Raw genomic sequence first — 14,354 nt, 5'->3', positions numbered from 1 at the left:
GCGCCTTTTGCGTTTTAGCGTTACCGCTTGGACAGAGCCCCTGCGACCAGGAAGGCCATCTCAAGTGACTGCATGTGGTTCAGGCGCGGGTCGCAGACAGACTCATAGCGGTCCAGGAAAGCGTCCTGGTCGATGGGATCTGCGCCACCGAGGCACTCGGCGACGTCGTCGCCGGTCATTTCGACATGCAGGCCGCCCGGAACCGTACCCAGCGAGTGGTGTACTTCGAAGAATCCACGTACTTCGTCAATGACGTCGTCGAAGTTGCGGGTCTTGTATCCGTTGGGCGAGGTCACCGTGTTGCCGTGCATCGGGTCCGTCACCCACAGGACCTGGGCGCCGGAAGCGGTAACGCGCTCGACGACGGCAGGCAGCTTCTCGCGGATGTTTTTGGCCCCCATGCGGGTAATGAATGTCAGGCGCCCGGGTTCGCGGTTCGGGTCCAGCTTGTCGATAAGGCGCAGGGCATCGTCGCCGCTGGTGGTGGGGCCTAGCTTGACGCCAATGGGGTTCCGCACACGGGAGAGGAAGTCCACGTGCGCATGATCGAGTTCGCGGGTCCGCTCGCCGATCCAGAGGAAGTGGGCGGAAGTGTCGTACGGCAGGCCCGTCCGGGAGTCGATGCGGGTCAGTGCGCGTTCGTAGTCCAGCAGCAGCGCCTCGTGGCTGGCGAAGAACTCAACCCGTTTGAGGGCCTCGAAGTCAGCACCACACGAGTCCATGAACATGATGGCGCGATCAATGTCACGGGCAAGGGACTCGTACCGGGCATGTGCCGGGTTCTCAGTGAAGCCCTTGTTCCACTGGTGGACCAGCCTCAGGTCCGCGAAACCGCCCTGGGTGAATGCCCGGATCAGGTTCAGCGTTGATGCGGACGTATGGTACGCCTGCAGCATCCTGCCGGCGTCGTGCGCGCGGGACTCGGGCGTGAAGTCGTAGCCGTTGACGATATCTCCGCGGTACGCGGGAAGTGTCACGCCGTCGCGGGTTTCATCGTTGGACGAGCGTGGCTTGGCGAATTGGCCTGCCATGCGACCCATCTTGATGACAGGCATCGCCGCACCGTACGTGAGCACGACGGCCATCTGGAGGATCGTCTTGACGCGTGCGCTGATCTTGTCCGCCGTGGCGGCTTCAAAGGTCTCTGCGCAGTCTCCCCCCTGCAGGAGGAAAGCCTTGCCCTGGGCGGCCGCAGCCAGGCGCTCCCGAAGAACGTCAACTTCGCCGGCAAATACCAAAGGTGGAACGACGGAAAGTTCCTTAACGGAGGCCTTGAAGACTTCAGAGTCAGACCACGTGGGCTGCTGGGAAATCGGCAGGTCCCGCCAGGCGTCGAGACCGGGGTAATTTGCAGCCCCACTCTGGGCGGTGCTGGCGAGTGGGTCTACTACAGGGGGTGCGGTGTTCGCGGTTAGCTCAGTCACCCTTCAAGAGTAGTAGCCTCCGCCAAGGTTGGGGCACTGCAGGCGTAACTGTCCTTGCCGGATGCGTCACAGTCACCCGCTGGTTGCTCCCCCGTTTTCCTTGGGCCCGTCCTTGTCATCAGCGATGTCCGAAGGAGCCTCCTCGGCTTCTTTGACTTTTCCAACCGTCCCGGGTCCTTTGCCATCCATCCGGGCCTTGACCACAGCTGCGTATTCGTCCACATACTCCTGGCCGGAAAGCCGCATCAGCTCGTACATGATTTCGTCAGTTACGGTCCTTTGAATGAGCCGGTCGTCTTCCATGCCGTAGTAGCGGCTAAAGTCCATGGGCTGGCCGAAGATCACACCGATACGCCGGATGCTGGGCAGCCTCTTGCCAATGGGCTGGACCTTTTCCGTTCCAATCATGGCCACCGGCACTACGGGGACCCGGGTCTGGAGCGCCAGCTTGGCGACACCGACCTTGCCGCGGTAAAGCTTGGCGTCCGGACTGCGGGTGCCTTCGGGGTAGATTCCCAAGAGGCCGCCGGAATTCAGGACGTCCTTCCCGGCTTGCAGCGATAGCTCCGACGCGGCTCCGCCAGAACGGTCCATGGGCAGTTGGTTGGTCAACCTGAAGAACAGCGCCGTCAAGCGGCCCTTGATGCCCTTGCCGGTGAAGTACTCGGACTTGGCAAGGAAGATCACCGGCCGGTCCACCATCAGGGGAAGGAAGATGGAGTCCGAAAAGGACAAGTGGTTGGATGCAAGTATCGCTGGGCCGTTTTCGGGGACGTTGTCCAGCCCCTTGACCCATGGCCTGAACAGGAGTTTGAGAACAGGACCAAGAAAGATCCTCTTCATGACCCAATAGAACACGTTTGTCCTCTCACGGCCGGTTTACGGGCGTCCATCCGGTCAAGCCGGCGGCACTCAACAGCAACCCTACTCCAGTGAGAAATGTCGGGAAGAGTGACACGATGGAGCCATGACGGAACGCAACCAACCGGCCGCGCCGCTCGCCTTCCACCACCCCGGCCATGGAGCGAACGCTTCCACCGGAGTGGCCATCTGCCACGGGTTTACGGGTAGCCCGCTGAGCGTCCTGCCGTGGGCCGAGTATTTGGCCGGGCAGGGCTTTTCCGTTTCAGTGCCTTTGCTTCCCGGTCACGGAACCAGCTGGCACGATCTGGCCACCACACGCTGGCAGGATTGGTACAGGACGTTCGAACGAAGCTATCTGGATCTCGCGGCCCGGACGGAATCATGTTTTGTGGCAGGCCTGTCCATGGGCGGTGCCGTTGCCCTCCGCGTGGCTTCACTGCATGATGTTCCGGGCCTGGTCCTGGTGAACCCGGGTTTGAGTTTCTACGATCGCCGGGTCAGGTACGTCGGAGCACTCAAATACGTCATGCGGACCACGTCACCCATTGAGGAAGAAAAGCCGACGGCGTCCGCCACGCAGGACGGTGACTACTCCAAGACGCCTTTGAGGTCCGTGCACGAACTGAAGAAGCTCTTCCGCCAGGCAACCCGCGCCCTCCCACAAATTCAAGCACCGGCGCTTGTCTTCAAATCGTCAGTGGACGGTGTCATCCCGCCCAGTTCCGTAGCTATGATCAGCAGGCATATGGACCCGTCGCGACTCAAAGTGGTGACCCTCCCGGCGAGCGGCCACGTGGCCACGTTGGATGTGGATGCACCCACCATCTTTGAAGAATCGGCGGAGTTTTTCCGTCAGCATGCCGCGGACAGAGTAGCCTCAGAGTCATCATGAAAATGCGTCCCGATTTCTCCCCGTTCCTCAGCAACTGGACCGGCTCAGGCCCCAGGGTTGGCGTCGTTATGTCCCACGGCTTTACGGGAAGCCCGCACAGCGTCCGGCCCTGGGCCGAGCATCTGGCAGCGGCAGGATATGCCGTCAGGGTTCCATTGCTCCCCGGGCACGGAACTACCTGGCAGGACATGGCCACACGTTCATGGCGCGAATGGCACCAGGCCGTTGACGATGCCTACAGGGAACTGGCAGGCGAATGCGATTTCGTCTTCGCGGCCGGACTGTCCATGGGCGGAACACTGGCACTGCGCATCGCGGCGACACGACCCGTGGCCGGCACCATTGTGGTCAACCCTGGCCTGGTCCTTGATGACCCACGGGCTGTCATTGTTGCCGCCCTCAAGTACGTCATAAAGAGCACTCCGGCGATCGCCAATGACATTTTGAAGCCGGACCAGGACGAAGGGGCCTATTCCCGCACCCCGGTTGCCGCGGCCCACGAGTTGAAGAAGATGTACAAGGATACGGCCGCGCTGCTGCCCCGCATTGGTTCGCCTGTCCGCGTCTTCCGCTCCACAGTGGACAATGTCATCTCCAATGCCAGCCTGGAGTTCCTCCGTGCCCGGGTCCAGGCGCCCGTTGACGTCACCTACCTCAGCAACAGCCATCATGTTGCGACCCTGGACAACGACGCCCCTGAAATCTTCGCGGGAACTGTCGACTTCATCCACAAGACCTTGGCGGCACTGGCCGGCAACGGGCCTTCCCTCGAAAAGGACAAAGCCGATGAACAGGCCTGATCCCAACTCTGCCGATCAGAGTGCCAACAAAGATGACGACGCCGTCTGGTTGGATTTGGTGGCACGGCTGGAAGCGACGGAATCCTCACCGCTCGGAGAGACCGCCGAGCCGGGTCGGCAGGAAAGGGACCAGGCAGGAGCCGGGCCAGCCAGGGAGGACGCTCCGAAGGCCTTCAGGGACTTTGATCCGCTGGGACTGTCTACTCCGGCCACGGCAGCAGCGCCTGATGCCGGCACGACACCAGGAGAAAAGGAACAATTGAACGGCGGGCCAATGGGTCCCCGCGATTTCGAGGTGGACGACGACGACGGTGCCTTTGTGCCCGAGGAGCCTCCCAGCCTGGTGGGAACAGACCCGCTGACCATGCTGGCGTGGATCGGCGCTGTGGGCGGCCCCCTCGCCCTGCTTTTTACGGCGATGTTCTGGCGTTCCGCACCGTTGCTGGCCATCCTTGGCATAGTGGTGGCCTTTGCAGCTTCCGTGGTCTACCTGATCATGCGGCTACCGCACGAGAAAAACGAGGACGACGACGGCGCCCGCATCTAGCTGGACGGGTCCGCTTGCTTGTGGGCTTTCCTAGCTGTGGGCACGCCCGCTGACCCGGGAAAGATCAGCAGCGCCGATCATGCCTGCACGGGGTCCGAGAGCGGCAAGCTCAATCCTTGCCATCGGACGGAATCCACGCCCCGTCAGATTTCTGGCGAACGCCTCACGGGCCGGTCCGGCGAGCAGGTCCCCTGCATCGCACAATCCGCCTCCGATCACGAACATACCGGGATCCAGTGCCGCCGCCAGGTTGGCCAGCCCCAAGCCCAACCATTCACCCTGGTCCGCCAGCAGTTCCCTTGACGTGGAGTCCCCGGCCAGCGCCAATTCGGTAACTGCAGCTCCGGTGATGCTCTCCGCCACACCGCCGGCCCGCTCAAGGAGTGCGCGGCCTTCAGGCGAGTTGGTTCGCACCAATTGGCGGGCCTCACGGCCGAGGGCGTTGCCTGACGCATATTGCTCCCAGCAGCCACGGTTGCCGCATTCACAACGGTGCCCGCCGGGGAAAATGATCTGGTGGCCAAATTCGCCAGCCACACCGTAGCGGCCGCGTTCAACCCTCCCGTCCATCACCATTGCGCCGCCGATGCCTGTGCCCAACGTGATGCACACCAGTCGGCTCTCACCTTGGCCGGCGCCAAAGCGCCACTCCGCCCAAGCGGCCGCATCGGCGTCGTTCGTTAGCAATACCGGCCGCCTCAACAGGTTCTGCAGGCTTTCCCTCAGGGGTTCGTTGCGCCACGCAAGATGCGGGCTGAAGAGGACCGTACCGCCGTCGAGGTCCATCCAACCGGCCGCGCCTATACCCACGGAGGCAATCCGGTGGTCCGCGCTGAGTTCGTCAACCAGTTCCACGATGGTCCGCTCCACGGCCCGGGGGTCGGCGCCTGGCGTGGACCTGCGTGCCTCTGCAAGGATCCTGCCCTCCGCGTCAACCACGCCGGCAGCTACCTTGGTGCCGCCGATATCGATGCCGATGGCCAGCCCCCGTCGGCCCAAATGGCTCCTGCGCCCAGCCCAGGGAACGTCCTTCAAGGCAGCGACGGGTGGCCGGGGCCGGGCACGGGAACTGGACCGTAGTGAAGGCATCCCAACATCCTATTCTGCCCGGGCAAGGCAGGTAGCCATCGGAAGGATTGGACAGCGCCAAGTTGCCCGCAACGGGGGGTCATCCGTAAAGTTACTCGCCAGTAGGTGAAATAGGACACACCTCCGCGGGTGGGCATACTAGAGTGAAAGCAGCCCCACGCGGCCCGTGCATATCAAAGGAGCTACCGTGCGTGAATTCAGTGTTCCGCCCCTTGTCAACGTTGCCCCTGAAACCAACATCACGGACCTCGTCGTCCGGGAAGCCGCCAAGGCTTCGAACCCGGCCCTGTTCGCCAAGCTGGACAGCAACAAAGAGTGGCAGGACATCCGGGCCACGGATTTCCTTGCCGACGTCAAGGCCTTGGCCAAGGGCCTTATCGCCAGTGGAGTGGGCGCTGGCGACCGCGTCGGCATTATGTCCCGGACCCGTTATGAGTGGTCGCTGGTGGACTTTGCCATCTGGTTCGCAGGCGCTGTCTCTGTCCCGATTTATGAGACCTCTTCCCCATCGCAGGTGGCTTGGAACCTGGGCGACTCCGGTGCTGTGGCCGCCTTCGGTGAAGCCGCACACCACGAGGACATCATCAGGCAGGCCGTCGCGGCCGAAGACATACAGTCAGTGGCCAACGTTTGGCAGCTTGAGGGTGCCGGCCTTGATGCCCTTCGCGCCGCTGGCACCAGCGTCACCGATGAAGAACTTGAAAAGCGCCGCTCCGCTGCAGGCCTGAAAGACCTGGCCACCATTATCTACACGTCAGGAACCACGGGCAGGCCCAAGGGCTGCGAACTGACCCACGGAAACTTCGTGGAGCTCTCCGAGAACGCCCGTGCGGCGCTGGGCGAAATCATCAACGAGTCGGCCAAGACCATCATGTTCCTGCCTCTGGCCCACGTCTTTGCGCGCTTCATCTCCGTCCTTGCCGTTGCAGGGGGCGTCAAAGTTGCCCACACGCCGGATATCAAACATTTGCTGGCCGATCTGCAGAGCTTCCAGCCAACGTTCATCCTTGCTGTGCCGCGTGTCTTCGAGAAGGTCTACAATTCCGCACTTACGAAAGCCGAGGACAGTGGCAAGGGCGCCATCTTCCACCGTGCAGTGGACACGGCGATCGAGTACTCCAAGGCGCGCCAGGCCGGTTCCCTGGGCTTGGGGTTGAAGCTCAAGCATGCGGTGTTCGACAAACTCGTCTATGGAAAGCTCCGCGCCGCCATGGGCGGACATGTGGCACACGCTGTCTCCGGTGGCGGCCCCTTGGGCGAACGCCTGGGCCACTTCTTCCAGGGCATCGGCCTGCAGATCCTGGAGGGATACGGCCTGACGGAAACCACGGCACCCATCTCCGTCAACACACCCTCGATGATCAGGATCGGCACCGTGGGCGCCCCACTTCCCGGCAATGCCGTCAAGATCGCGGACGACGGCGAAATTCTCGCCAAGGGCGTCTGCGTCATGCGTGGCTACTACAAGCGCGAGGATCTCACGCAGGAAACTTTTGCCGACGGATGGTTCCGCACCGGCGACATCGGCGAGCTGGATAGCAACGGCTTCCTCAAGATCACCGGCCGCAAGAAGGAAATCATCGTCACGGCAGGTGGAAAGAACGTGGTTCCTGCCCTGCTGGAAGACCAGATCCGTGCAGACGCCTTGGTTTCCCAGGTCCTGGTAGTGGGCGACAACCGTCCGTTCATCGGCGCTTTGGTAACCCTGGACGAGGAGGCGTTGCCGGGATGGCTGGAGCGCCATGGGCTCCCGTCCGGTACCACCCTGGAGGAAGCTGCCGGGAACCCGGTAGTACGGGCTGCCGTCCAGGACCTCATCAGCAAAGCCAACCAGTCTGTCTCCCAAGCGGAGGCGATCAAATCCTTCCGGATAGTCCCGGCGGACTTCACGGAGGCCTCAGGCCACCTCACTCCGTCGCTGAAGGTCAAGCGCGCGCAGGTCATGAAGGACTTTGACGCCGTGATTGAAGAGATGTATTCGGCGCCCCGGCCGCAGTAGCCAAGGCGCCACCGCAAACGAAAAACCCCTTCCGGAATTCCTCCGGAAGGGGTTTTTCGTTGATGGATCGTTAGCCGATCACCAGCAGCAAATCGCCGCCCTGGACCTGCTCCACCGAGGAGATGGCGAGGCGGGAAACCGTGCCGGCCACCGGCGTCGTGATGGATGCTTCCATCTTCATTGCCTCGATCGTGGCAACGGTATCGCCGGCGTTGACCACATCGCCTGCCTTGACCGTAACGGTGACCGCCCCCGCGAACGGGGCTGCAACCTGCCCGGGCTGTGCGGGGTCGGCCTTCTCTGCGGCCTTGACGTTGCTCACCACGGAACGGTCGCGGACAACCACCGGACGCGACTGGCCGTTGAGCGTACACATCACTGTACGCATGCCCTTCTCGTCGGCTTCGGAGACAGCCTCAAGCTGGGCGATCAGCCGTACGCCCTTCTCCAGCTCGATGACGTGCTCAGCACCGCGCTGCAGCCCGTAGAGGTAATCACGGGTGTCCAGCACGGAGATGTTGCCGTAGGTCTCCACGCTCTTGAGGTAGTCCTTGGTAGGACCTGCGAAGAGAAGCCTGTTCAGGGTGTGCTGGCGGGTCTTCGAATCACCCTTCAGCGCGGCGCTGTCCTCTGAACTGATCTCAACGTCCCGGACCTTGATGCTGCGGCCTTGGAGGGCCTTGGTACGGAACGGCTCCGGCCAGCCTCCGGGAGGGTTGCCGAGCTCGCCGGAGAGGAAGCCGATGACAGAATCCGGAATGTCATAGTTCTGCGGATTCTCGTTGAAGTCTGCGGGATCCGCGTTCAGTCCAACGAGGTGCAGGGCAAGGTCACCCACCACCTTGGAGGACGGCGTCACCTTGACCAGGCGGCCCAGGATGCGGTCTGCCGCCGTGTACATGTCCTCGATGGCTTCGAACTGCTCCCCCAGCCCCAAGGCGATGGCCTGCTGGCGAAGGTTGGACAGCTGGCCCCCAGGGATTTCGTGCTGGTAGACACGGCCTGTGGGACCTGGCAGCCCGGACTCGAACGGCGCGTACACGCGTCGGACCGCTTCCCAGTAAGGCTCCAGTGCGCCGACATTGGCAAGGCTCATCCCGGTGTCGCGCGGTGTATTGGCCAAGGCCGCAACGAGGGCGGATGCAGCAGGCTGGCTGGTAGTGCCCGCCAGTGAAGCAGAAGCGACATCGACGGCGTCGACTCCGGCATCCACGGCCGCCAGAATTGTTGCGAGCTGGCCACCGGCGGTGTCATGCGTGTGCAGGTGCACCGGGAGATCGAAGCGTTCACGCAAAGCCGAGACGAGCTTGGCAGCCGCAGCGGGACGCAGGAGACCTGCCATGTCCTTGATGGCGAGGATGTGGGCACCGGCATCGACGATCTTCTGGGCAAGGTCCAGATAGTAGTCGAGGGTGTACAGGTCCTCGTTCGGGTCAAGGAGGTTGCCTGTGTAGCAAAGCGCCACCTCTGCGACGGCCGTTCCGGTGGCACGCACAGCCCGTATTGCCGGGGCCATCTGGTTGACGTCGTTGAGGGCGTCAAAGATGCGGAAGATGTCAATGCCCGTAGCCGCGGCCTCGTTGACGAAAGCCTCGGTCACCTCTTCCGGGTAGGGCGTGTAACCAACGGTGTTCCGTCCACGGAGCAGCATCTGGATACAGGTGTTCGGCAGCGCCTGGCGCAAAGCAGCCAAGCGGTCCCAAGGGTCCTCGCCGAGGAAGCGCAGCGCGACGTCGTACGTCGCACCACCCCAGGCCTCCACGGAAAGAAGCTCCGGCAGCAAGGCAGTGACGGCCGGGCCGGCAGCCACGAGGTCGCGGGTACGGACACGGGTAGCCAGCAAGGACTGGTGCGCGTCACGGAACGTGGTGTCCGTAACGGCGACTGCCTGCTGCTCTCGCAGGGCTTTCGCGAAGCCCTCAGGACCGAGCTCCAGCAGCTTCTGGCGCGATCCTGACGTGGGAACCGGACCCTCGACGACGGGCAGTTTCTTGGCGGGATCGGAGTGGACCGTCAGCTCGCCATTGGGCTTGTTCACCGTGACATCGGCCAACCACGTCAGCAGTTTGGTGCCGCGGTCCGCGGAGATGTGCGACTTGAGCAGCTCCGGCCGCTTATCGATGAAGTCCGTGGCTACGTTGCCGGCGTTGAAGTCCGGATCGGCCAGCACGGCCTGCAGGAACGGAATGTTGGTTGACACGCCACGGATCCGGAACTCTGCCAGGCCGCGCCGCGCACGGGCAACCGCAGCCGGGTAATCGCGTCCGCGGCAGGTCAGCTTGACGAGCATGGAGTCGAAGTGCGGGCTGATCTCGGCACCGGAGTAGACGGTACCGCCGTCGAGACGCACGCCTGCGCCACCTGCGGAACGGTAGCCGGTGATCTTTCCGACGTCCGGGCGGAAGCCGTTGGCCGGATCCTCCGTGGTGATGCGGCACTGCAACGCGGCGCCCTTGATGGATACTGTCTCCTGGCTCAGGCCAAGGTCCGCAAGGGTCTCCCCTGAGGCAATACGCATCTGCGCCTGCACGAGGTCCACATCCGTGATTTCTTCTGTCACAGTGTGCTCAACCTGGATGCGGGGGTTCATTTCGATGAAAACGTGCTGGCCGGCCCGCTCACCCTCGGTGTCCACCAGGAACTCCACCGTTCCGGCGTTGACATAGTTCAGGGCTTTGGCGAAGGCCACGGCGTCACGGTATAGCGCCTGGCGGATGTTCTCATCCAGGTTGGGCGCGGGCGCGATTTCCACTACCTTCTGGTGGCGGCGCTGCAAGGAACAGTCACGTTCGAACAGGTGCATGACGTTGCCTTCGGCGTCCGCCAGGATCTGCACTTCGATGTGGCGCGGGCGCAGCACCGCCTGCTCGAGGAACATCGTGGGATCGCCAAACGCGGCATCGGCCTCGCGCATGGCGGACTGCAGGGCCTCGGGGAGGGCTTCGCGGGTCTCCACGCGACGCATTCCACGTCCACCACCGCCGGCAACGGCCTTGGCGAAGATCGGGAAGCCGATTTCGTCGGCTGCCGCAATGAGCTCGTCGAGGTCCTTTGAAGGCTTGCTCGACTTCAGCACGGGGACACCGGCCTTGCGGGCAGCTTCCAAGGCAGCAACCTTGTTTCCCGCAAGCTCAAGCACCTCAGCTGGCGGACCCACAAAGGTGATGCCCGCGGCCTTGGCAGCGCGCGCGAGGTCCGGGTTCTCGGACAAGAATCCGTAACCCGGGTAAATGGCGTCAGCGCCGGCTTCCTTGGCGACGCGGACAACCTCCTCTACGTCCAAATAGGCGCGGACAGGATGGCCCACCTCGCCGATCAGGTAAGCTTCGTCGGCCTTCTGACGGTGGATCGAGTTACGGTCCTCGTGCGGAAAGACGGCTACGGTCTTGGCGCCCAGTTCATAACCAGCGCGAAACGCCCTGATCGCGATTTCGCCGCGATTGGCCACCAGAATTTTCGAAAACATACTTCTCCTGCATCATTGCGGGTGGATCGGTCGGTGGTCACAGTGTGTAGTGCCGCCAGCATCAAACACAAATCTTTGTGGCAACCATCACAATGGAATCGTCATCTGGGCTGTATATGCGTGCGCGCGACTCCCTGCCGTGCTAATGCCCGCACCATCCAACGCTGCCCGGGCGCGTAGAAAGCGGGATTCCACCGCCCCGCCCCATATGATGTTGGAGGGGCTTCGGCAAGCCCCGGCTTCGGCGGTCCCGAAGCGGAAAACAGCGCGATACGGCAACCGGCGTTAGGTTTTGGGTTTTCAAGTGCAAGTAGTCAGCATCAGCAGCCTCAAAGGCGGAGTGGGAAAGACGTCCGTGACCACCGGCCTGGCGTCGGCGGCCCTCGCGGCCGGCATTCCAACCCTCGTGGTGGACCTCGATCCCCATGCGGACGCGACGACGGCACTCGGCGTCCAGCGAGGCGGGCAGTTGGACATTGGCCGCATGCTCAAGAGTCCCAGAAAAGCCAAACTCCCCGAGAACGTCGCCAGCAGCAGCTGGGTCTCCAACGGTTCCAGCGGCGGCAAGCTTGACGTTGCTGTCGGATCGGCTTTCACGGGCATCTATGATCGCCCGGACCTCGGCCGACGGGACCTTCGCAGGCTCTCGGCCGTTCTTGCAGGGACCACCAACTACGAATTGATTCTTGTGGACTGCCCTCCTTCGCTGAACGGGCTCACACGGATGGCATGGAGCGCGAGCGACCGCGTAGTACTCGTGGCCGAACCCGGCCCTGTTCTCCGTGGCCGGTACTGAACGAACCATGCGCGCCATCCAGTTGTTCAGGCAGGAGTTTGCTCCGCACCTGGCGCCAGCGGGAATCGTCGCCAACCGGGTTCGTTCCGGATCAGCCGAGCACACCTTCCGGCTGTCCGAGATGGAGTCCATGTTCGGCGAGCTGCTCCTGACTCCGCACATTCCGGAACAGGCGAACTGGCAGCAGATCCAGGGCGCAGCGCATTCGGTACATCATTGGCCAGGCGATTCCGCCAAAAACTCCGCAAAACTTTTCGATGCACTCTTGCAGAGCCTGCTGCAAAGCCAACCCGTTTCGCGGAATCGGCAGCAGCGCTAGCCCTCAACTCAACAGCCATACAACGGAAGAAGCCGCACCCTGTATCCAGGGGCGGCTTCTTCCGTTGCTGAGAGATCCAGTGGGGGCGTTCTTAGCCGATGCGGCGTGCAACGCGCCGCTTGCTCAATTCGTCGTCCGGAAAGGACTGCTCGGCGGCATGCTCGCTCGGAAGCGCGGCAAGGCTTCCCTCGACTTCCCGCCATACACGTCCGACCGCTATGCCAAAGACACCCTGTCCGCCTTGCACGAGGTCAATCACTTCGTCGGCAGAGGTACATTCATAAACGCTGGCGCCATCGCTCATCAGCGTAATCTGCGCAAGGTCTTCAACGCCACGCTCGCGAAGATGCTCAACCGCGGTGCGGATCTGCTGGAGGGAAACGCCGGTATCAAGCAGGCGCTTGACCACCTTGAGCACCAGGATGTCGCGGAATCCATAGAGACGTTGCGAGCCCGAACCCGCAGCACCACGGACGGCCGGCTCGACCAAGCCCGTGCGTGCCCAATAGTCCAGCTGACGGTACGTGATACCTGCAGCCTTGCAGGCAGTCGGCCCGCGGTAGCCCGCGTCCTCGTCCAGCACTGGAAGGTCCTCTGTGAAGAGCAAACCTTGGGCGCCGGATGCGGGCGCAGCAATGCCGGTCGAGGCCTGCTTCAGCTCGCCTGCTTCGCCTTTCGGACTCACGTGACCTCCTTGTTCTCAGTTCCCTTGGGGACGGTGCGTACCACTGATCACAACGCCGAAATTCAGCCGTGTAATTCCCACAAGCCGCACCTTCCAGTGTGACTTGCGCGGGCAGTGTATGCAACGGGAACTTGATACCTTCGACGTTAGGCCCGGGAGGGCCCTAGGTCAAAGACCCCGGACGCAAAATCCGGTCGTGTCGAAAGTTTCACCCTCAACTTTAGGCTTAGGGTGATTCAGCCTTCGAAATCCTCAGGTTCGACGTCGTCCAGGAACTCGCGGAAACGCCGCATTTCGCGTTCTTCGTCCACGCTGGGATCCGGCTCTGAATCTTCGCCTTCATCATGCTCAGTGATCCGGACACCGGCTTCCTCCATCACTGCATCCGCGCACCAAATGCGGCACTTGGCCCGCAACGCAAGCGCCAACGCATCAGAAGCGCGCGAACTGACAACCGTGCCATCGTCGAATTGCAGCTGCCCATAGAAGATGTTGTCCTCAACCGCCACGATGTTAACGCTGATGATCGAATGCCCCAGGGCCTCCACGACGTCAATCAGGAGATCGTGGGTCATGGGTCGCGGTGGGACAACACCTTGCTGGGCCAGGGCGATGGCGCTGGCTTCGGGTGTTCCAATCCAGATGGGTACATGCCGCTCCCCCTTGATTTCGCGAAGGAGGACCAAGGGTTGGTTGGACGGCAGTTCGATCCGGACGCCGACAATTTCAACTTCGATCATCAGGTGTCCATCCGGGAGATACGGTCGTGGACGAGCGCCCTGTGCAGCGTAAGGCACAGTTCGCTGATTTCACGCGCCGCCTCGGCAGCCCGTGCTTGGGAGGCTGCGTCGCGCCTGGACGTCAGGGGCGCAACCGCTCTTTCCACCAGTCCGAACTCACGCTCGGCTGCGGCCTGGAACGGCCGGAGATGGCGGGGTTCCAAGCCGTGACCCTCCAACTGAACGCAAGCACGCGCAACCTGGAGGGCGTGTTCATCGAACTTGCCGCCAACGTGGCTGATAAGCCCGAAGCTCAGGAGCGACTCCAGCAAGGGCACACTGGCACCCGATTCGGCCCGGAGCTGCTCCTCGCTGAGGGCGCGCGCCCGGCCTTGGATTTCCGCAGCCATCTCCGCGGAAACCACCCGGGGAGACACCGTGACGCCCGGAGGCAGGTTCTCAGGCCGCTCCCCGCGGTCAATCGCGTCCAGGTAATCCTTAATCACTTTCAGTGGTAAGTATTGGTCCCGCTGAAGGGCAAGAACAAAACGGAGGCGCTCAACGTCGCTGTCCGTGTACTGCCTGTACCCGGCAGGGGTCCGCTTGGGGTTAATGAGGCCCTTTTCCTCAAGAAAGCGGATTTTGGACGCGGTCATGCCAGGAAAGTCGTCGCTCAATTGAGCCAGGACTTCCCCGATGTTCAGGACCTGCGGTCCGCGACGTTCCGGCTGGGCCATTGCCACAGGCAGGTACC

General features: G+C 62.6%; 11 protein-coding genes and 1 pseudogene. 5 read left to right on the top strand and 7 right to left on the bottom strand.

Going from position 1 to position 14,354, the window contains the following annotated elements; all coding sequences use genetic code 11:
* Nucleotides 1-20: 20 nt before the first annotated feature.
* Nucleotides 21-1,424 (bottom strand): class II 3-deoxy-7-phosphoheptulonate synthase, encoded by a 1,404-nt coding sequence (locus LDP01_RS00320; RefSeq protein WP_224089531.1) that lies wholly within the window; start codon nt 1,422-1,424, stop codon nt 21-23.
* 72 nt (nt 1,425-1,496) lie between these two features.
* On the bottom strand, nt 1,497-2,282 hold the full coding sequence (locus tag LDP01_RS00315) for a lysophospholipid acyltransferase family protein (protein ID WP_224089530.1): 786 nt from the start codon (nt 2,280-2,282) through the stop codon (nt 1,497-1,499).
* 109 nt (nt 2,283-2,391) lie between these two features.
* Here LDP01_RS00315 and LDP01_RS00310 point away from each other — a divergent pair, with 109 nt between their 5' ends.
* Genes LDP01_RS00310 through LDP01_RS00300 form a run of 3 tightly spaced genes read left to right on the top strand, consistent with a single transcriptional unit; the run spans nt 2,392 to nt 4,527 of the window.
* The gene (locus LDP01_RS00310; RefSeq protein WP_224089528.1) at nt 2,392-3,180 is read left to right on the top strand and encodes an alpha/beta hydrolase; all 789 of its coding nucleotides are present in this window, start codon (nt 2,392-2,394) and stop codon (nt 3,178-3,180) included.
* Nucleotides 3,177-3,980 carry an alpha/beta hydrolase gene (locus tag LDP01_RS00305; protein ID WP_224089525.1) on the top strand — a complete coding sequence of 268 codons (804 nt, stop codon included), beginning with the start codon at nt 3,177-3,179 and terminating at the stop codon, nt 3,978-3,980. Before LDP01_RS00310 ends, LDP01_RS00305 begins: the two co-directional genes overlap by 4 nt.
* Nucleotides 3,967-4,527, top strand: coding sequence for a hypothetical protein (locus LDP01_RS00300; protein WP_224089524.1), 561 nt, complete (start codon nt 3,967-3,969; stop codon nt 4,525-4,527). Before LDP01_RS00305 ends, LDP01_RS00300 begins: the two co-directional genes overlap by 14 nt.
* Nucleotides 4,528-4,557: 30 nt before the next feature.
* On the opposite strand, the gene LDP01_RS00295 is transcribed toward LDP01_RS00300, so the two are convergent.
* The gene (locus LDP01_RS00295; protein ID WP_224089521.1) at nt 4,558-5,616 is read right to left on the bottom strand and encodes an ROK family protein; all 1,059 of its coding nucleotides are present in this window, start codon (nt 5,614-5,616) and stop codon (nt 4,558-4,560) included.
* A 187-nt stretch (nt 5,617-5,803) separates the two neighbouring features.
* On the opposite strand from LDP01_RS00295, the gene LDP01_RS00290 reads away from it, so the two are divergent.
* Nucleotides 5,804-7,615, top strand: coding sequence for an AMP-dependent synthetase/ligase (locus LDP01_RS00290; protein ID WP_224089519.1), 1,812 nt, complete (start codon nt 5,804-5,806; stop codon nt 7,613-7,615).
* Between the two features lie 70 nt (nt 7,616-7,685).
* Here the strand turns inward: LDP01_RS00290 and LDP01_RS00285 are convergent, their stop codons facing one another.
* A complete protein-coding gene (locus LDP01_RS00285; RefSeq protein WP_224089517.1) occupies nt 7,686-11,081 on the bottom strand; it encodes a pyruvate carboxylase in 3,396 nt (1,131 codons plus the stop codon).
* A gap of 304 nt (nt 11,082-11,385) precedes the next feature.
* On the opposite strand from LDP01_RS00285, the pseudogene LDP01_RS00280 reads away from it, so the two are divergent.
* A pseudogene (locus LDP01_RS00280) lies at nt 11,386-12,196 on the top strand (ParA family protein).
* A 91-nt stretch (nt 12,197-12,287) separates the two neighbouring features.
* Here LDP01_RS00280 and LDP01_RS00275 read toward each other — a convergent pair.
* From LDP01_RS00275 to ftsR, 3 genes are all read right to left on the bottom strand, one after another.
* On the bottom strand, nt 12,288-12,881 hold the full coding sequence (locus tag LDP01_RS00275) for a MerR family transcriptional regulator (RefSeq protein WP_275965381.1): 594 nt from the start codon (nt 12,879-12,881) through the stop codon (nt 12,288-12,290).
* 236 nt (nt 12,882-13,117) lie between these two features.
* On the bottom strand, nt 13,118-13,621 hold the full coding sequence (locus LDP01_RS00270; protein WP_224089514.1) for a bifunctional nuclease family protein: 504 nt from the start codon (nt 13,619-13,621) through the stop codon (nt 13,118-13,120).
* On the bottom strand, nt 13,621-14,337 hold the full coding sequence (gene ftsR, locus LDP01_RS00265; RefSeq protein WP_224089512.1) for a transcriptional regulator FtsR: 717 nt from the start codon (nt 14,335-14,337) through the stop codon (nt 13,621-13,623). Before ftsR ends, LDP01_RS00270 begins: the two co-directional genes overlap by 1 nt.
* Between the last annotated feature and the right edge of the window lie 17 nt (nt 14,338-14,354).

The organism is Arthrobacter sp. StoSoilB13, from assembly GCF_019977255.1.
Classification (GTDB): Bacteria; Actinomycetota; Actinomycetes; order Actinomycetales; family Micrococcaceae; genus Arthrobacter.
Note: the sequence above shows the minus strand (reverse complement) of the source record. Positions and strands in the feature narration are given on the sequence as shown.